The organism is Limnovirga soli, assembly GCF_013106755.1.
Lineage (GTDB): Bacteria > Bacteroidota > Bacteroidia > Chitinophagales > Chitinophagaceae > Limnovirga > Limnovirga soli.
In genome coordinates this window covers 128,502-150,185 of the sequence record NZ_WHPF01000004.1, presented here as the reverse complement: position 1 = coordinate 150,185, position 21,684 = coordinate 128,502, and the positions used below count along the sequence as shown (strand labels likewise).

Here is a 21,684-nt window from a genome sequence, read left to right as displayed (position 1 = left end):
TTCACTTAAGAATGATAAGATTTCTGGTTCGAGAGTCTCCAGTTTCTTTGGTCATTTCGATAACTAAGTGACCATTTACTTGTTGAGATTTTCTCCCAATTATGCAAAACAAGCATAGTTTCTTCTGGATTTTTTTGCTCAGAAATCACTTCTAATATTGATTCGGTTAGAATGCCAGGCCCTGTGGTCGCTTGAACTTCGGGTAATTCTTCTTTTGTACAATTTTCAAGTGCTTGTGTAGCATTCAATAATACTCGTTCAACTATCGGATGATTACTTGCCGCGATTAATGGTGTCGTATTGAAATAGAAGATCCAGCTCCATTTATCTGCACCTTGAAAAACAAAATTAGAAGCCGAAATCATTTGAGCCGTTTCGATATCATAACAAAACGGTTGCAATTTCAATCTCCCATCCTTAAAGAAATCATCAATAGACATACCGTGATAAATATCGTCTGCATCAATATAAAACCCACCCTTTACAAAAATATAGCTGTATCGAAAATAATCAGATTGCATTGAGGGGTGATAACATAGGTTAAAAGCATTCTCAAATCTGGAACCTAAATTGGTTTTGATAAATTCTCTTGCAGAATTTTCGTCAAAAATCTCAAAATCGAACCCTGACTCTTTAAGGGATCTCCACGACTCAATACATTCATTTACATCTTGAGGTAAATTGTCCAAATCATTCCAGTAGTGAACTATACGCTTAGGGATTCCAGTGTCATAATCCTTAAGCATTTGGTCAGGTTCTTTATAGCCTTGAACAAATTTTCGAACGAAATTTGAGCGATCTCGCTCCTTCTCAGTTAGAGGGTCTACTTTATCGGGTTTTTCAATATTCATAGGATTATTCATTCCTTATTACCTTGAAATTTTATCAAAGTTTATTTTGGGTTATTAGTCATGCTTTTTTTATTAATAACCGGGTAACTTAACAAATTGCTTTCGGATGATTCCAACTTACATTTTACCCTGTTTTCTTTTGTATTGGGTATGGTCCAGCCATTTAATGTTTTGCTCCATTTGGCACCAGGTACCTGTTTTATCCTTTTATTCCAGGAAATATTTGATGCAAATTGCACAAGAATAAGGTTACAATTGTGGTGGCAAACGCATTTGTAGGTAATAGCTAATGATACAATTCAATTTTTTACTCCATTAAAAATTTATAACTAGTTAACAGAACCACAATACTACTTTTTGCCAAATTCTACAGGTATTAGCCCGGCACTACATTATTAATGATACATCCTTGCGTCGCACACTTCAGCGTCCAAACAATAGGGTAGCTTAAACTGTAACTTTATTGCATTAGCATAAGGAGCATTCACCCTTTAATATGGGAATAAATTATAATAGGTCAATCTTCTTGACCTATTACCACAACGCTTAATTAATTTTATATAAGGGATTTGGGTTATATACAGGTAGCCTTTGGCACACTTTAAATAAGGGTTAGGGTTAATTCAATTTAAAAAAACATATTTTCCAAACCAATATGGCGCTGCCACTGTCAGTCACATAAGCAACTAACCCGGTTTATTTAAATTCATGTAGCCAACCAAATTAACGCTACAGCCCTATTAGGGAATTATTGTTTAGTGCCGGCTACCAAAATAGCCCTGCAAATAAAAATATAGCTAATGTGCCCTTTTTTTAGTGATAATAACTGCTTTTACGCTCCCATTGCTACCAAGAAAATTATTGATATAGGTACATAGGAATGTATGGTTAATTCTGAACCAAATGTATAGCATCCAACTATTCAAAACAACGTGATTTATCACGCATTCAAGGGTGTGATAAATCACGCACCCCGTGATTTATCACGTTTTTGGCTAAGTTTTGTAGCAAGGCGATATTTTGGCATGATTTTATTTTTTACAGGGCATTTCTATCTTTACAAATGGTACACATAAAAGGCATAGTATGTCCTTAAGAACAAAAACTACAGGTTATAAGGAACGCAGAAACAAAATATAAAATACCATCTGGCATACATAATTGAAGGTCGTTTTGGTATTTGACGATTATTCAGCTTTCAATGTTATAAATGCTTGCTCATGTGAAGCCTTTCCATGCAAAATAGATCATACCGAGAAAAACAATAAAAGACTGCTGCTCTTCACGCTGTCCCTGTAAAATAATATCCAAATACTTACTGCTCATGGGTTCAAAACGCTCTACCGTAGTTGGTTTTTGCTTTTTTTTCATAGGGACTATTTTTTCAAAAGGCTATAATCTAACCGTACAAGAGTGCGACGCAAGTAAAGCCTGATAAATTGGCAGCCGCCGGGCTCCAAATAATTGAAAGGGTACTCTGTTTGAAAGTAGCAAAAAGCTTTGGCTAAAAAGCTTAAATTGACCCTTAGCATTTCCCTGTTTATTTTAATACTAAAAGCATGACAAACCCGTAGCCATAGCAGGCACGCAAGGCGAGCAAAATTATGGACAACGGGTGAACTGAACCATACTGAAGAGAATGGATGATGTAGTGAGCAAATGGAACCAAGCAAGCTGGGTATGGGTAAAGACACAAAGGGATGGACACTTAAAAGAATCATTTACATAATAACAAAGTGTTTCATCCCTTTGTGTTCAGAGCTTGGGAGCGAGCATGGTGTAATGAAGCTCACGAAGGAAGTAATGAACGAAGTTGGGTGAAGGTCACAAGAGTTATCCGAACGTAGGCTGTAGGAGTAGCAAGGAGTATGACAAACTGCAAAGCATCCGCAGGATAATGCAGGTAAAAGCATTCCTTAAAAGGCTTTTAAAAGAATATGCTTTTTACTGCATTAGTTTGGCGTACTCCTTGCCGACAAAGCCGAAGAGAGACCTTTTTTCCTTTTCTGTAAATAAAAAAGCAGTACAAAATTGTACTGCTTATATTGCAAATAATTCAATCAGATTATTCCTTTCTTAATTTAAGAAAAGAGGATGCTTTGCCATCATTAATAGTAACAAAATAAAACCCTTTTGTTAGCGTACTAATATTATATGGAATCTTATATGAACCCATAGGTACACTAAAATCCCTTATTGCTACATTCTTCCCGGCAGTATTTGTTACGATAATTTTTAGATTTGAAGAAGCCGCAGCATACCCTTCAATCGTAACTATATCATGAGTTGGGTTAGGATACATTTTTATAGATTGCCTAGTATTGATTTGCGGAAGAGTTTGCAAACTTAATTGATCAATGCTCCCATTTTTTTTAAAGCTGGCAGTATCAGATGTAAAATTTGGACCTTTTATCCATGGGCTATGAATGACCGTATCTCTATGGGTAAGACTATCATAGGTTATACAAGTATTGCGTACCCTCCATTGATATTTTGTAGCGGGCTTTATAGAATCACAATAGGTAACTGTATGTGTAGCAGGGCTATAGTTACCTGAATGCGTTAGCCATACTGAATCTCCTATTGGACGCCATGCAATTGTTCCTCTTGCAGCAGAGTCACAAAGTGGTGATTTTATAACCACCCATGACACACAAAAAGTACTATCCCCGACAAATGTAACCTTTAAGCTATCTGGTGCAGAACAACAGGAATCTGTTTGGGCATTTGCTTTTACTACTGATAGAAACAGGAAGATGAATGCGAATTGGAGGAAAGATAAAAATTTGTTTTTCATTACATTTTTTTTAAGGTATATAATACTTTCAAGATATTAAAAAAAACTTAGTAGAGAAAGTATTTGGACAATAATTTTAGTCTAATTTATTGTTTTTTGGGTATGGATGAACCAAATATTAAGCCTACATAAAAAATAATTTTCTTAGAATATAAATGGAATCAAAAAAATAGTTGAATGAAAATTTAAATATAAGTATTAATAAAATTTTAAAATTATTTTGTGTTTCAACTCAGTTTGACTGAAGTAATAAAATGCATTTTCCGATAAATCTTTTATTTCCATTTTATCAACTTTGGGTATTGAAGCTTTCCCAGTAACACTTATCACTGATATACAACAACTCTCTCCATTCGACAAAGCACATTTGTTTGTTCTAATGGATGCTTTTCTCCTTGACCATAAAGATTAAATGGCTTATTCTACCGCAAAAAAACCAGCTCTCGAACTGTTTTTATTTTACCCTTTTATGAAAAATTAACAACCTATAGAAGAAAGCAAATGACTCAAGAAAAAAGAAAAAAAATAACTAATATTTATAATAAACCAACACTGCAAGCCTTTTTGCTTTTTGTATCACTAAAATTCTAATTTGTTCCTGTTATTCACCATTTGAAGTTGCAGCCTTGTAATTTATTCAAATGATGCAAATCATATTGTTTGAAATCGGAATCATAAGTCCTAAAAAAAGTATCGTGTATTATGTAACCATATTTATATATTTCTGTTTGCACCTCCTTCTCCAGTTAAACCCCCTTTTAATATAGTTGCATTCTATAAAATATTCACCTCCTTAATATTTTTTCTCTTCAGATCTTCTCTTGTCAGCCATAACCTTATATTTTATAAAGTAATTAAATAACTTATATAACTTCCCAGATTTATTCTAATCCTCCAAATAATCATTAAAATTTTAATTGTTTACATTCACCCTTCGTCATAGCTAAATTCAATAATTTTTAATGATGAATTATGAATCATTTTAAATATTTAATCTAAAATGAGTGAATCGGATTCCGAACTGTATCTACCATACTTTAGTAAAAAAAAATTCACACTTTTATTTCTTAAATCATCTTAGGCCAGCGTGGAAGGTTTTAGTAACGAAGTTTCGGAATTTTCTACTCCTTATACCAATCTGGATTCTCAAGAAAAAACATTTCAGTAGTATCAAGTAAAATTGCTTTAAGTTCATCTTCGGTCTTCCCTTGATAATAAAAAGCAATATGAGCTGTCCAATAGTTAGATGATCTTTGATCTATTTTCTCTTGAAACCAAAATGTTATATCCTTGCCAATATTTCTATTTACAATAAGACTAACTCCATCTATATATCCTTCGATATATATTCTCAAAATTAAATAATCAATATTTGAGGTAGCAATAACCATTTTGGGTTTAGTCTTCAAAATTTTAATCCATTCAACAATCTTATCTGTAATTTCCATAATTATTTAACTGTTATATTTTTTACTTGTTCAAATTTTAAGGCATCTGAATACTCAAACATGGACTTGTATGTATCCAAATTCATTCCCGCTGATCCTGTCATTGCATCAAATACTTTCCCATTCTTTAAAACCGCAACGTGATGTGTCCAACCGTTGACTGACCCTTCTGAATAATTTACTGGTCCTAAAAATTTTCCTTGGGTTGGTGTGATTTGCAAGAAATCACCACCGATAACATTTTGGACTTTTTTTGCGAGAGCTTCGCAACCATAACTAATTAAATTTGGAGCTAATGGTTTTACACTGAGAGGCACTGGCTTTTTAAATGACAAGCCTGCCACTTGCGTACCTTCAGTTAATTCTGCGCTAAGACTTACCCCACTTTTTACCGGCGCTGTCAAATTAACTTTACTACCTCCACTAGGCAATGGTACCTTAGCACTTAAATATACACTAGTTAAAAACTCCAATGCGTCAGGGGATGACAACGTTTTCAAGGGTTCATTCCAAATCTTATTAGTGGTCCGATTAATCCCATTAACCAATTGTTTTGTTTGCGTCCTAAGATCTTCTCCATATGTACCCTTTTTAAGTGAATACCCGGATGCTATCATACTATTCCACAACTCTGGGACTGTATTTAAAATTGCAATAGCCCCGTTATCGAATGCAGCTACGTACGAACTGAAGCTTCTTCCTTCGGTATTAAATCGTGGTAGATATGGCATGTACTCCAATCCATCCAAATCAATCCCATCTAATGGCCTATTACTTGCGAATTGATATGGTGTAAGTTCAGGATATTTTGCCGCGATTGGGTCAACACTTAGAAATCTTCCCAATCTTGGGTCGTATATTCGCATTCCATAATCCTGCTGATTACCAGTACCTTTTACCTCAATATCACTTTCCTTTCCATTAAACCCATAACGATATATAGATGAACTATAAGTCCTTCCTTGCATTAGCATTCCGAAGCAATAATAATCATTTGCATTTAGAATATTTGCATTATAATAAGAAAACTTAGTGGTATCAGATGTACTTCTAACACCTAGTTTTTTATCTGTTATAGCAACTAATACATTCCCTAAATGGTTACTCAATTCAAAGATCTTCTGCCCTCTTGTGAAAGTAGTAAAATATTTACTACCTACACCAGGCATTGAAATATTTAATGTTACATCAATATTCGGTTTCAATAAACCTAACCTGCTGCTGCCATAAATATCCACTTCACTTTGCGTTAGATGCCCCGCATTTGTTGTATCACCACTGGTATACAAACTCAATACATTACCACTCGCATCACGGACATACCATGTTTGCTTTGATCCAACTATTTTACTAATCCTATTTCCCGAAGCATCATATGCATATTTAATAACGGTTCCATCATGTTTATTAATCTGTGCTATCTTCCCATACACTGTCCAGTATATGCTGTCAATATTTTCCTTTATATCTTTCGTCAGATTACCAATCGAATCATAACTGTAATTATTTGCACCTTGATTATCTATATCATCAGTATAGTTATTCGCATTTACACTATCTGTAATATAGGCAAGTTGATTAGTCAGTTTGGCAGCATCCGTTGGTAATGCAGAAGGGATATATGTACCCCATGTCCCACTGGTTTTTGAGTAATAATACCGATAATTTAAACTATCCATTGCACGTGGTGTACCGCCAACCTGAGTACCATTCCTCAGGTAACCAATAATATTTCCATTAGGGTCATAACTAATGTTTTCTTTATAATCATCCTGTATAGAACTAAGATTCCAGGTATTAGTAGATGTATTCAATCCATTAAACGCATTCATTTTGGTCAGCCTGTTCAACTGGTCGTATTTGTAGTTGTAAAACAAACCACCAGTATATGCTATTCCAGATGCTGATGCCGGATATTGGATATTCAAACTTATAGCTGCAATATTCCCATTATACAAAGCTTTAAATGACGCTAAAGTATCATAACCATCAGCAAACATTTTCCTTGCATTTGATATCGGCGTGTAGTCGGTACGGCCATAATACTGAAGCGCATACCCAAAGGCATCTCGACCTACTGGACTTGAAGTTCCTCCCGTAGTTTTTCCATCACTACCCATATCATCTGTTGGCGATAATGTTGTACTGTTCACCCCTTTCAACCACCCTTGCAAAGTATAGGCATAATCAATTCCTTGTACCTGCTGGTCACCAATCACCATTCTGGCAAGTGGTCCATGTTTATAGTATTTATAAAACGCATCATGTTCCCAGTACAGTTGATCAGCACTAGTCTCTACGTCTGTTAACCTATTCTCGGCATCATATGTATACCTATGATAAAACGCATCCTGTTGTCCTGCCTGGTAGGCAACCTGGTTCACCTTCCCACTAATCAGGTCATACTGATACACGATTTTCTTAAACCGGTTATTTCCACTTGTAGCCATGATGCCACTCTTAAAGTCCTGCAATAATGTATCTACATTACCGTGGATATCATAGCTATAAAAAGTGGCGGTAGCATGGTTTAAAGAGTCTATACTTCCTGCTGTGTTATATAGGGCAGTCCATGCTACCCGGTTTCGCAAATCAGTGGCAGATAAATAGGGCGCTAGAGATACATAGTAAGAGCTATCATAGTGTGTTTGGGTAATTTCAGTCCGGCTACTATTAGCGTTATTAAACCAGGTATCTAATTGCGATTGTGTTTTGCTCACTGTACGACTCATGGAAGTTGTACTGTGTATCTGCCCCACTTCGGTAATACGCCCAAGCAAATCATATTTTGTATAACTATAATTACTGGCTGTAATCTGCTTCGCATTTTGTGATACCACTAATCTTCCCAACCGGTCATAATAAAATGAAGACTTACCTCCATCAGGTGTTATCTGTGCAATAACCTGATTTAAAGAGTTGTATCTATATTCTGTTGTTAATTGATAGACAGGCACCTGCACAGTTCCTGTAGCCCTTGCTGTTTTCACTTGTTGTAGCCAGGTACTGTTTCGGTTAGGGATCACTCCTTGTGGTGGCACAGTTTTAACCAGATTTCCGGCCTGATCATAATAATACAGCGTATAATGGTATTCCGAAGACTTATGGGTAACCGTAAATAATTCATATTTAAATGCCTGTAAACATTTACTTCGGTATACACTGTCAAAATAGTTATTTAGTGAATCGGAATAATCATTGTACCGCTCCATTCCGGCACTGAAAGCAAAAAAAGCACTGTCACTGCAATTTGTTATCTGATTAATATCTGCGATATAAGGTGTGGTATTTCCACAGAGTAATATATCATCTGGGTAATTACATAAAACACTCGTCAACGCTGGTATACAAGAGTCTAATGCTACAGTTCCCCTTTGCCCCTTCCATCTACCTACCGAATCCTTAGAGTACAAATTACCAGTAGTGTCGCAATTACTCAAGGCTCTTGTTAACCAATAACCAGGTGTATTGTAAAGACTATAATCTTTAGGTCTATTACCGGCTTCGATTAGTTTTGCCCACAATTTTAGGGATGTTGTATCATAAGGTATTCCATCACAATTCGTGTAATTTGAGGATACTTCATTTTGTGCCAATGTCCTTCCATATAACCGAAGATTCTTTAAGTATGCTGTGGAATTTGTACCTCCAGTATAATTATTATGTAATAAAAATAGACCCTTTAAGTATTTTCCATTTAGCATAGGGCTTAATGGAGTTATATTACCATTTTGTAAATTACCAGAACCTCTAACCAATACATTTCCAGTTAGCTGCCCATTCAAATACATTTTAAACCCAGAAACCGAGTTGCCGCTCCTTGTCAAAACAATATGATACCATTTCAATGGCACCAGAGTATCCGTACTTCTTACAATATAATAACTAGAAGTATCGGAGTGGGTATCACTGATTCTTGCAAATAAATATTTTTTAGAGTTTTCCGTTGCCTCATAAATATAATATCCATTTTTATTATCAGTACAAGCAAATTGTGGTCCAAAATAAGTTGAATTTTTGGCATTAATATTATAGAGTAAAGGCTGTTCCAGATTATCATTACCAAAATTTGCCCAACATTCAATCGTAAATGGATTTCCATTAGAACCAATATTCATATTGGATGTGCTATCCTTAAAAACATAATAAGCACCAGGAGCCACTGTTGTTCCGCCAAATGCAACATTTTTCTCCCAACCAATATGGCAAACAGATAAAGCAGATTTAATATTGTCTGTTGTTGTATTAAGCCCTTTATTGGCTAAAGCATCTTTGATATACAGAAGCATTGCAGTTTCACTACCACCATATACTCCGCTTTGATTAAAATATGCATTTATTAGCACTTGCAAACTATCGCAATCAACACATTTATTTGATGTACCGATGTTCGCCACTGGTGCAGTACTGTTACATCTATCTTTAAAATCCAAATACTCCCATGTTTGCTTTGCAAATCCCAGGTGCGCATTCATATAGCTCGTGAATAGGGCATTTCTTCTTTGTTGTATTGTATCGGTTTCAGTTCTGGTCGGTGTAAAACGATACAAACTTGTAAATGCGTTATACACTTCCTGAAATGAAGAACAGGTGGCACAGGTACTGGCGCTGTTGCATTGCAATACAGCAGGTATAGCAATTGGTGTACTCACATATTTGCAAGAGCTGGTGTTATTGCATAACCCCATCAACGAATCAAGATTATTCTGACTAATACTCGTATTGTATCTTTTATACAAATAATCAGAGAAGTTAGTAAATCCCGAACTATACATTGTAAATTCTGTATGCAACAGATTGATTTTCTCACAGGTACAATCGTCAGGTTTTGTATATACAATAGCGGGTGCTTTTGTACTGGTGGATTGCTTATCATATAATTCAGGATATGTAATTAAGTCCGCATTGCAAAATTCGCTTCTGGCAATTCCATGCGTGAGATTATAATCATTGATTACATCATCAAAGCTGCTGTATTTACCCTCTACCAAAGCGCTATCAGGGCATATTTCTCTGGAGCCATATGGATGTGTTGTATTAGAACCTTCCTTACATACCTGAATAAGCCTTGGTATGATTACTTTATTAATACTATCCAGGGGGTAATTCGCACAGGATTGCAGTTGCTGTAGCCAAAGTGTTGTGTATGATCTGCAATTTTGTGTATATGCACTATCCATTCTGGATTTAATAGAATCTGTCAATACTGTTAGTGAATTATTTGTGTTGTTGAAAAAACTCAGGTTACTCAAACTTACCGCTGTATCAACGGAATAAAAATGAGGCATTCTATATGCGTTGATTAATGCCTGAGAACCCGGCGTACAGCCACCTTTACTTATTAATGAATCTATGATCCTCTTTTTTGTCGAAAGATATATTTCCCGAAAATTCCTCCAGGCCATGTCCCTTGCCGGATCACAACTTAAATCTGCATATCCTTTGGGAGTTGTAAAAAAAGATGAAATACAACTAGTATCTCCTGATACACAGTACACTGGCAATATCGCTGCCTGGGTCATAGACAGGCTTGTGCCTTGTGTCAAATAGGCATTAAATAGGTTTTGAAGTTTTGTTCTGGCAGCTCCTGCAATCGGATCCATATTGCTTCCCAATGGCGTTAAATAGCCTTTATTTAAAGCAACCTGGTAATTATCAGTTTTCTCAAAATCCTTATTCCATGCGAGACTGGAATTGTATGCATCCAATAATTGCAATTTACAATACTCAGGGTGATAGGGTAATAATGCATTTGCCCATGAACTTTTAAACTTCCTCGCAAATTGTATTACATCCAATGAATCGGGAGTAACAAGTCTGCCCGTCAAATCATTTATCACATGGTCAGGATTGCCAAAATCATCCAGGTAAACAATACCCGGTTTTTGGTAGCGTGGATAGGTACTTCCAGCTGCTGCATGAAAAATAGAATAAACATCCTGTGTGCTGTCAGGATTGGCATACTGGCCTCCCGGCGCACTAACATCCAGTAACATTTCCCTTCTGATATCATCATCCACTGTAAGGGCAGTATCTCCTAATTCATAGCAGGCATTGAGTCCATCCTGATAGGTTTTCCATATTTCTTTCCATAGGCCGGTGGTATCGCCCTGTGTATCAACGCCAGTTTTAACAATATAGCGGGTATAAAAATCAGAAAAAGAGCCAAGGCTATCCCTACATGCTCTGTAACTGGGTGTGCACTGGGTAGATAAAAGCAATCTTGCCCTTGCTACAAAAGTGTCGAGTGTATTACAGATATTTTTTGCAGTGAATACATTGGTCCTGTAGAAATCCTCGGCATATTTACTAACGGATAATTTCTTTGTAATTTCATAAGTACCCGCAGCTAATGGAAGCGAAAAATCAACATGCATTCCAGCAGATGTTTTGTTGCATGTATCATTTAATGCAGCTAGAGACCCTTTATATACTGTTTGCTTAAATGGCTGACCCGAAGGTAATTTCTGGTTATTACAATCATCCGTAATTGTTATTTCAAGATCATAGAGACAGTTATAACAAATATCGGCCTGCTGACAATCCTTATTTACAAAACTTTGCGGGTTTAAATCATAGTTAAATGTAAAAGTATCAATACCCTGACTGGTAACCAGTAGACTTTTATGACTTTCCATCACCAGGTCATTAATAATTGTCGATGTCGGGTCTGATAAGGTTTCTGTAATCTCATTCTTTCGTAAAAATGAGCTGATTGTATCCATCCCGGGGGGATTCCCTCCTGACAATGCCGTTGCAATCGTACGGCCATGCATATCTACATAGCTAACACTAAACTGACCGTTGGCATCCTGTACTGCATTTTTAAAATAATGGCTTTTATCCCCTACTTCTGTCCCAAATAGCGCATCTAATTCATCCTGATCCGGCGAACCATAATAATATGTTGTTTCGTGGCCACTTCCGATTTTAAAAACAGGGCCAACTCCACTCTGTTTAGCAATCCTTCCTGTATTATCCTGGGTATATTGGGTTTGGGTAAAAGGATATCCTTCTGCATCCGGAATAAATCTTTCAATACCACTGATATTTCCATTAGAAGAAGAATAATAATTTGATGCCCCACTACTAGTACTCATGGCTGGAGCAGAAGAATCACAATAAAGATCTGGGCTTGTCAATTTATCGTAAACGCTCTTATCATACTCACCCGTATTTGCCACATTAAACAACTGTGTATATTTTATTGCCGAAGACAAAGTAGGCACAGGTAATACCTGTATCACCGGCCTTCCCTGATAATCGTAAAAGGTTTCAGCAACATCAATAATATTTACCGAGTTATCCTTCGTGACCGTTTGTCTGCTTCTTAAGCTTCCATCATAATACTGAACAACAACTTTGCGCTTGCCTTCTTCCGCAAACGTAACTGAAGACTGCCAGTTAATATTGAGCTGATGGCCATAAAAATAGTATTTACCTAAGCCATTAGGCAGCGTCTTTGAACTCCAGTTGGATGCCAGAGCAGAACCATCCGACTTTAGTTGAACTGAGCGGACTCGGATATAGAGTGTGCCGGTATCCGGAAATACCAGTGGTATTCCATAAAAAAGTTTTGTGGTGGATATTCTTGTTGCATTGTTTAAAAAGATATTTGAAACAAAAGCTGAATCAGGTGTATTGGCATTTCCATAAGTACCTGCATTTAGCGCATACTGATCAATATAAACCCATTCGAGATCATACTGGTCTGCACCTATAATATTGGCCCAATTAACCAATAGCTCTCCTGTTGAATTGATTCTACTTGCATTATTGTCCACCGTGACCGCGGTGACGGCATTGGCAGAGCAGGAAAATTTATAGTCAGAATAAGGCTGTATCTGATTTTCAAGAATCAGCGAATTGTTTACCAGGTCTTTCAAGTTTGTACTATCGATTGTGACATCGACAATTTTTATTTGAACCCTTTGAGCGCTGTCAAAGACAAAACTATTCCTACTCTCGTACTTGCCCGAACTGTCGTATCTGATGACGAGTGTTTTGGTTAATGTATCAACAAGGGAGTCTGTAAGTGACCTGTATTTGGTATACTTGAGTTTTACTTTTACGGTTACTTTAAATGAAGGTGGCAGATAGAAACTGGTATCCTCATTAAGCTTTAGTGTAATGATATTTTTTTCATAGTAGGGCTTATTTAATTGCGAAGCGAGTGCCCCGGAATAAAAATTAGCATCCGTTACAAGTACTGAAGAATCCTTTTTTACCTGCCCTTTATAACCAATTAATGAAAGTATATAGGGCGGGTCATTGGCAGCAATAGATTTATTTACAAATGATCCAAGCATGAATGCAAAGACCAAACGCAATACTATTTTTGCAAAATAATTCATACACGTATTTTTAAAGGTTTAATGAACCAAGAAATATTTTATATTCTTTATATGCTGCCGTAGTTTTGAAATCCTTTCCTTCCTTAAAAAAGATTTTTTTCTCATCAAAAATTGATGTGTCTACGGTGTTGCTATTATAATTTAAAAAACTAACTTCTACCCTGGCATATTCATCATACTGATTCAACGATGTCTGATCTGTTGCACCTTGTGCATCTACTAACAATTTGGTTTGAACAATGTAAACCGCTTTCGCCAAATACCCAGTTGCAGTATCTATTATAAGCTCTACTGATTTATATTCTTTGCCGGGAGGATAACCAATCTTTAACATGGTTAATTTATCCTTATCGGAGACATCAAAAGTCAATCCCTCTTTGTTTTTTAGTAAATCGTTAATAGTACTAACCGGGTTTACTTTTTGTTCTTCAGAGGATTTTGTGAGGTATAACAATTTGTCTTCTCTGAATAATACGATGGTATACCGCTCATTATGAATGGTTTCTGTACTATCCAATAAATAGTGGTAATTGCCTTGATTTATTTCAAATTTGCCAGAAAGTGAATCTAGTATTTCTGCGGGCTTTGTTTCATTACTATAAGTGTACTTTACATCAAAACTTAATGCCGGAATATTTTGATACACCTGCTGGAGCCTGGCAAAAACCTGCAAAACTGGTTCACTACCTGTCTGTGCGTATATTGTTTTATTTTGCATCATTAAAAAACAAAACAAAACAAGGATTTGAAATCGTATTTTCATTATTTATTTTTATTGAATTCAAAAATTACCGTACCAAATAACTCCTGGTCTCTTTGATAGTCTGTATACCTCTTTCTGTTTCCTTTTTAACACGTATCAATGTACCGTCATCATCATATTCATAGAAAGATGCATAATTGTTTTCATCGAGTTGAGCCATGAGTCTCAAGTTAACTGGGTTATATACAAATGTTTGCATATTGGCATTGTAAGGATGCAACCGGATATCATCAAAATAAATATTTGTAGAACCCGTTGATTTTAGTTTTAATGTCATCGATGCAGCATTGACCGGAACCGAAAACACAAAATCATAGCGCTGCCAGCCTTCAATAATAATCCCTGTTGGTTTGGCCGTATCAGTGGTTTGCTGATTGGCACTATCTGTATATACAAAGCGAACCTGGTTATTTGTATACTTCTGACACAAACAGTCTTGTTCCTCTTTTACCCAGGCGCTAAACCAGTATTTTCCACCCTTGGTGAGTGAATAGGAAGGTAATAATGCAGCACTATCCGTTTTGAAGTCTTTAAGTACTGTACAGGTATCAATATTGATAACGACAGAAGGATTTGTTGAATTATTTAAAATATTTGCATCACTTAAAGCACTCACGGTTTGACACCCACTTAATTGCCTCCAGATAATCGGTGAAGGTTTAGGGAAATCGTAAGTAACATTTTGTATACTATATTTCGCATTTATGATCATTTGATAGGTTGTGCCGGCAACAAGAAAAATATGCACCAATGAATCAGTCCTCTGTACCCCATTATTAACTGAATCACTGATTACAGTGTTGCTCCCAACCGAAAATGTGTAAATATATTTCCCATTATTATTACCGCTTGTTTGGCAAACACTAGTTTCTCTAATGGTATAGAATCCGGTATATTTTGTTATAAGATTACCATACCATATTTTCCCTTGACCAGTTTGCGCTGCTGTTAATCCTGTTCCATTAAGAGTCACAATTGTATCTCTCAGATACTTTGACTGCATATCATATGTCAGTTTTGCGGAAACTGTGTCTTTGCTGGCAGCAATCACTTTAGTGTTTAGTGTTACAGAATCGCCGGCATTTATTTTCAAACTGTATTTTCCACTATGGGAATACAAAGTTGATAAGACTCCATTGCCTTTAGTAAAATTAATTGATCTTGGCACCACACATGCTTCCGTACAACTTTTATTGTCGTAACCGTAATCCTCAAATCCATCAAAAAACTGTTCCCTGAACTTACTATTCTGAGTAACACTAACTGGCATTGTTTCATTATAACCATATTGTCCGGAATTATACCTGCCCAAAGGATCTTTGTTTTCTAACTCAAATCCTTTTCGGTTAAACAAGGTTGTCTGTGCATTCCATACCCATCTGGTACTATCAACAGAAGCCTGCAAGGAAGATGCGCCAAAAGACCAGTACGGAATAAAACTTTTGATGGCCCCATTTTTCCTGATATCTGTAGCATTTGTAAAATCTGTTTGTTGTCTGTCGCCATAGTATACATAGTCTTTGTCAGACCGCCAGTTTCCCAATATCCCATATACATATGGATTGATTATTGTATCTAAAATTGCATTGTAACAGTTGTTTGCAGGGCAATTACTGCAAGCTTCTACACTCAGGAATATGGCGTTTGTATCACAAGATTGTGTGGTTACAGGATTGCAAAGCATTGTGTCAACATATGACGGAGGGCTTATTTGACCTCTTAAGGCATAAAAGCAAGTAGAAAGTGAATATGGCAATACATTTATTACATTAGAGCCTCCTGTACCATTACAATTAGTGTAGTACACAGGTAGGCTAATAGAGTCATGATTGTAAGCTTGATAATTATAAAGTATCCTGGAATTATCCTGATAATATACCTTACCGTCATTGCCACAAGCCTTACTTTGGAGGCTATAAAAGGAAATTTGTTTAGATACATTTGAGGTTATGGCTATAGTTACATTCCCTATCTGTGCTCTGTAAATTGTACCTGATATTCCGGTTGTCAACGCATAAAATAATCCCGTTTTATTTGAAGATAATAAACCGCAGTCATTTATGTTAACAGGATATCCTGCAAGTGAGGCTGCACGTACAATTGAATCAACGGTAACTCCATTTGATTGTTGAATAAAAAGCCTTTGCGAAGCAATTAAATAATCAAAAAGTGCCTTAAGTGGCGCACAGGTGCAAGTATAATCAATCGGGGTTGGCTTTCTTGATTCAGCAGCTTTCCAGTAATCTTTTATTCCTAGAGCAGAACTTGCTACCACATTTGAGTTACTATCCAGTACCAGCATTAATTTTCCTGATACTGTTTTTAGCGGGTTACTAAGAAAAGTGAGCGACCCAACTGGGTTCATACTCATATTGCGTCTTCCTGATCGTATTATTTTTAATCGCAGGTTTGTAGCACTGTAAGGAGCTCCATTTCTATCAATAAAAAACACACCTGCTGTACTGGAAGGGTCGGATTTTTTTGCGTCAATCGCCCAAATCAATTTAGAAGTCATACTGGTTGCCCAAATATTTTGACTACATGCAGTTTCGTTGCCCCAGCAATCTGTACCAGGTGCTATTTCTCCAGTTTTCTCATACCCTGTTGCAAGTATTTCATCCCCACTTTCAAAATAATTAACCATCCCAGGGTATTTACTGGTTGAACTAAGTACACCATTACTGATGGTTACCATATTTGAAGAGTCAGAATTAAATATTGCCTGAATATTTTTATACGCAGGGCCCATACCGCTATATGCCCAGTGTGCCGGATAAGTAAAATTGTAAACAGGATCGTTAAATTCATTCTGCGTTTTTGTTAATAAAACATCCCCAGTCTCACTATCAAACAATAAATTTTTTGATGAAACCCTGCTCCCCTTATCTACCTGTATCACACTATCAAGAACCCCATAGCGCTGGATTACCTTTGTCATGGCTACTGACCTGTACAAATCTTCTTCCCTTTGCGGCATAAACCATAATGAGGGTATAGGAAATGGAGTGACTCCCAATGGAAATATCAATGGAATTACATCGACATTTAACTGGATATTTGCCCCTTCTGTGACGGAACGCTGTTCCCTCAAATCCGCCATTAATTCGATATCCTTACCAATAGTACCAGTTGTATCTACCACCCCTGATGGATCAATTACATACGCCCTATTAGACAGGTGTTTAAACTCTGCGCTTTGGTCATCCACCCGATAAAAATTTTCCGAAAAAGCTATGGCATTTAATGAATCTGTTTTGGGGTAACTGGCATGGGAACGCATTTTGCCATTCATGTCATTGAGTTCAATTTTAAATCCCTGAGATACTGCTATAAAATGTTTTGCATTTATATGTAAAAAATTTGCGATAGCCGGTTTATATCTTTTCTTGTTGTCAATTAATGTTGTAAAATCAGTAATTGTTGGAAAATCATATGTGGTAAAAAATTTGGTTACTTCATATCCATTTGATGATTTTACTGTATCAGCATGTATGGAACGGACATTTACCTGACTATATCCTACAAAAGCGGATGGAAAAAATCCTTCACCCAAAGGAGTTTCTGTATATCCTAGTGCGGTTGGTGCCAAAGGGCCCACCTTTTCAACATATTCAAGTGGTTGTTTCCATGGGTTTTCTTCACCGCCAATTGAGGGTTCATAGCAAGCTACGCCACTACTGATTTTTGTCTGTACACCATTAATTTCTTTAGATGTTGTATAGGTATATTCCTGACCATAAATAGATTCACGCTGACCAGGAACCGAGTTAACCGTTGTCATCGCTTTCCAATTATCATAAATCATTATTTTCTTTACACGTAACCCTCCACCCAATTTTTTATATACTGGATTATTTAATCTTACAAAGGATCGGCTGCTGTCAAAATGATTTCCCAAACCTTTCCACATGGCCCCTACATCAAATTGGGAAAAAGCATCGGTTACATTGGTAATTAGCCCCACCACCATTGATACCGCTTCTTTCAAGTCAACCTTATCCCCAACATCGGATCCGGGGTAGGCAAGTGAAGGTAAATTCAACCGCAAAAACCCTGTGGCAGCCTTTGCAAGCGGGCTATAATTACCATCTCCATTGGCATTGATATTAATGCCTTTTATTTTGAAATAGATTTGTTTGCTGTCACCGGAAACGATTCCGTATGCCTGATTCGCCCCGCCACTTAAATCTATATCAGCATAGCAAGGCACAAATTCGTATCCGGCCCCATATGCAATGTGTAATTTGAAAAATAGTTTATTTATTCCCTGCAGGTATTTATTAAAGACCTCCTGCGCATTAGACACATTATCCGTAACTTTTGCATAGACTATCAGGTTACCATTTGTTGTTAACACATCATATAGGTTTTGAGTAAGGATATCTGAGGTATCTTGTTTAAAACCCATGACCTTAAACATTTGCATGGCCCGCTTATTTTGAACAAATGCATAATCATCACTTTCATAATTCACTTTTATACTTGCTTTAGAAGGCAGGACAATAGAATCCAATGTCCATGCGGCAGCATTTTTTGCTGCTAAACTATCTACCTGTATAGCATATGGGTATTCAGCATTGCTGATATAATTCGTTGACACAGATCCGGGGTTTTGCATGGGATCTTTGTATGTCCCCCACTTATCATTTGATTTGGTGGTGTAATTGGGATTAAGTGTATTATAATAAAATCGATAATAGTTTTGCTTTTTAGTGTTCCCATTGTAACTAAACCATACGCCGGTAAGTGTCAATTTTCCTGTAGTTGCATTAACTGGTCTGTTAACGCCAGGGCATAATGCATAACTGTATTCAAAATGTACTGTTTTGATAGGTTTGGCATTAACGCCATTTTGCAAGAAATCTGCCTTGGAATATAATTTGATTGCGGTTAGTTTTCTTGCGGCACGTACACCGTTTTTATACCCATTTTCATCTGCCGGTAATCTATCCGCAGTGGTATCCAACGTAAATGTCGCAATCATGTTTTTGGATTCAATAGAATTGATATACCACAACTCCTTCTTCCCATAGATATAACTGGCCCGGTCATCACGTAAATCTGTTCTAAGACCTTCATTGTAAGTAGCACTATCCGTAATATAAGGTGCTCGCCACTGGTACGGATTTGCAATGCCAGAAACCTTTGAATAATTAAATTTTATTGCATCCCCAAGGTCATCGTCTGAAATTCCGTCTCCGGTGATATCTGAATAATCAGATGAAAGAATTGCAGTTAATAGAAACGAGTGGGCATATCCGGGAATTTCCTCCTTACTATAATAATTGTCTCTGCCAATCGAAGTCGAATCCGGATGTTTTATAGGATTATCTGCCTCAGCATTAAACTTCACTATCCCTTCCTGCATATTACCATTTACAGCATTTACAGATGCAGTTACATCTTTTTCAAGAAGGTTATATACAGGTATCCCATAAACATACCTCCTGCCATCCGGGTTGAGTACATTGATTTCGGAAATATGATTTGCCTTTCGAAAACTATTGACCCTTTTTTCAATGGAGACTGTATCATTAATTTTCATGGTATCAACGGACCCGCTGAAATTTTTATTACAGTTTCTGAGCCCCCACCGGTTCACCGTATAATTTTCTATGTATTTTGAAAGTCCAACAGTACTTGCTTCCTGTGCAGTGAGATAGGTAATTATTTCACTGCGCTTGTCTCTTTTTTTCTTATACACAGCAGAAGACAAAACACTTGTCCCAACTTGAACTGCATTACGATACCGCTTTAGATTATTTGTTGCAATGATGTCAGGGCTACTTATGGAAGCCTGATATAGATCTGCCGTCACTACATCATCCCCTCCTACTGCATCATAAAATGCTTTGGAGTTAACTGATTTTTCGCCGGGGTTTCTAAAATAAGCTGCTTCAAAGACTGAATCGGATTTTTTAAATCCGATACTATTTTTAAGTGCATTATTATTTATCCATGGACCGGTTTGTGTTACCGCATAATTTTGATTGAGATCAACACCCACATGCACCAGGGCACCTATTCCCACATCACCACTAAATGATTCCGATTCACTTTTAGAACTCATCAGGTGGTCATACACATAGCCTATATCTCCACGATAGGCTCGGAACATACCTCCTGTCCCCTCCCCGGCTATAGAAAATAAATCATAAGTATATGATGGGACACCTATATTTGGCACCACTGGTTTTTCATGGTAGGGAATATCTTTTTCCCGGTTAAAATCAAGCAATGCCGATAGGTTACCTGAGGCCGATTGATAGTTTAAATACCCATATGCAGGCATTGAAATAGTCGTATCTAAAGCAGCAATAGCATTTCTGGAAAAATATGCGCTCACAGAAGCATTATTAAATGCCCCCCATTTTTCATTACCTAGTTTTCCGGTAAAAGTTATCTGCCTGCTGGTATACGGAATTGAAATTGTTGGGGTATAAGAAGGTGAAGCAAATGAAATAGAGGAAGAGAACAAGTCTCCAGAAATATTACCTACCTCCCCACGTTGAAAGGTTTTTACATTAAAACCTGTTGAAACCTGAAGGGCTTTTAATCCAGACCTGGTATTATAACTCAATGAATTGCTAAGAGTGCTACTTCCAATCGCACCATCCATGTCATCACCCATTTTTTTTGAAAGCGTTAGAGATATTGAAGGGGTAACAGTTAATCCATCCTGGGTACTATTATTAAGCGATAAGGACATGCCGCCAGTTAAACCACCTTTACTGGGATCTCCTGACATAAGGGACGCATTAATTCCCGTTTCCAAACCCCATCCCTTATACGTATTATATGAGGCACCTATGGTGTATGAAGCACTCGGCAAACCAAATAATTCAAAATCAGCACCTAGTGTTGCGCCAATTGTTTTATTCTCCTTTATACTTTGTGTCTTCTTTATCTGATCATTACTGCCATCAAAATCATCCGGTAATCCACGCATATTACGGGTAATAGTCCCGGGGTTTATATTCCAGCCAAGCCCCACCCAACTTGCCTCCTGATCCATCGAAATACCACTTTTATAAAAAATATTGACAGGATAACCTCCAACATCCATTAATGGGACATTGTATGAGAAATCCCCTGTAAATAGGTCAACCATATTATCACTCCCTACCGATTTAAAAGAGGACATTTCGGGCTGGGAGGGGCCACTGATTTCTGTTGAATCCTCTACAATGTTGTAAGGAACCTCACCTGATGTCATCAATTCGAAAGACTCATCATTTTTGGAAAAAGCAAATTCTTCTATACCCCCATTATCAGAACTGCTAGCCATATTATTTAAAAATTCATTTTTCCCGCTCTTGATATAGCTGTTACTATTGGCCTGATATCGCGCCTGATTGTTCTGTCTTATCTGATTATAACCAGCAAGTACAAACTCAGCATAAAAGACCGTAATAAGCAGCAGGGCCACTGATTTTTGATACTTCTGGGAGAGGGCGTATATCATTGTCTT

At 36.9% G+C, this 21,684-nt stretch carries 8 protein-coding genes; all 8 read right to left on the bottom strand.

The genetic code is table 11. The features are described from left to right. Positions 1-5 precede the first annotated feature (5 nt). The 8 genes from GD597_RS06285 to GD597_RS06250 all read right to left on the bottom strand — a co-directional run bounded on the left by GD597_RS06285 (position 6) and on the right by GD597_RS06250 (position 21,678). A complete protein-coding gene (locus GD597_RS06285; protein ID WP_216368526.1) occupies positions 6-863 on the bottom strand; it encodes a glycosyltransferase family 32 protein in 858 nt (285 codons plus the stop codon). Between the two features lie 29 nt (positions 864-892). Then, positions 893-1,090: a hypothetical protein gene (locus tag GD597_RS06280; protein ID WP_171606977.1), complete on the bottom strand. Its 198-nt coding sequence runs from the start codon at positions 1,088-1,090 to the stop codon at positions 893-895. 979 nt (positions 1,091-2,069) lie between these two features. After that, positions 2,070-2,222 (bottom strand): hypothetical protein, encoded by a 153-nt coding sequence (locus tag GD597_RS06275; RefSeq protein ID WP_171606976.1) that lies wholly within the window; start codon positions 2,220-2,222, stop codon positions 2,070-2,072. A 694-nt stretch (positions 2,223-2,916) separates the two neighbouring features. Then, a complete protein-coding gene (locus tag GD597_RS06270) occupies positions 2,917-3,648 on the bottom strand; it encodes a T9SS type A sorting domain-containing protein (RefSeq protein WP_171606975.1) in 732 nt (243 codons plus the stop codon). A gap of 1,121 nt (positions 3,649-4,769) precedes the next feature. Next, the gene (locus GD597_RS06265; RefSeq protein ID WP_171606974.1) at positions 4,770-5,096 is read right to left on the bottom strand and encodes a hypothetical protein; all 327 of its coding nucleotides are present in this window, start codon (positions 5,094-5,096) and stop codon (positions 4,770-4,772) included. 2 nt (positions 5,097-5,098) lie between these two features. Continuing rightward, the gene (locus GD597_RS06260) at positions 5,099-13,450 is read right to left on the bottom strand and encodes an RHS repeat-associated core domain-containing protein (RefSeq protein ID WP_171606973.1); all 8,352 of its coding nucleotides are present in this window, start codon (positions 13,448-13,450) and stop codon (positions 5,099-5,101) included. Between the two features lie 10 nt (positions 13,451-13,460). Then, a complete protein-coding gene (locus GD597_RS06255) occupies positions 13,461-14,213 on the bottom strand; it encodes a hypothetical protein (protein WP_171606972.1) in 753 nt (250 codons plus the stop codon). A 25-nt stretch (positions 14,214-14,238) separates the two neighbouring features. Then, the gene (locus GD597_RS06250; protein WP_171606971.1) at positions 14,239-21,678 is read right to left on the bottom strand and encodes a hypothetical protein; all 7,440 of its coding nucleotides are present in this window, start codon (positions 21,676-21,678) and stop codon (positions 14,239-14,241) included. Positions 21,679-21,684 lie beyond the last annotated feature (6 nt).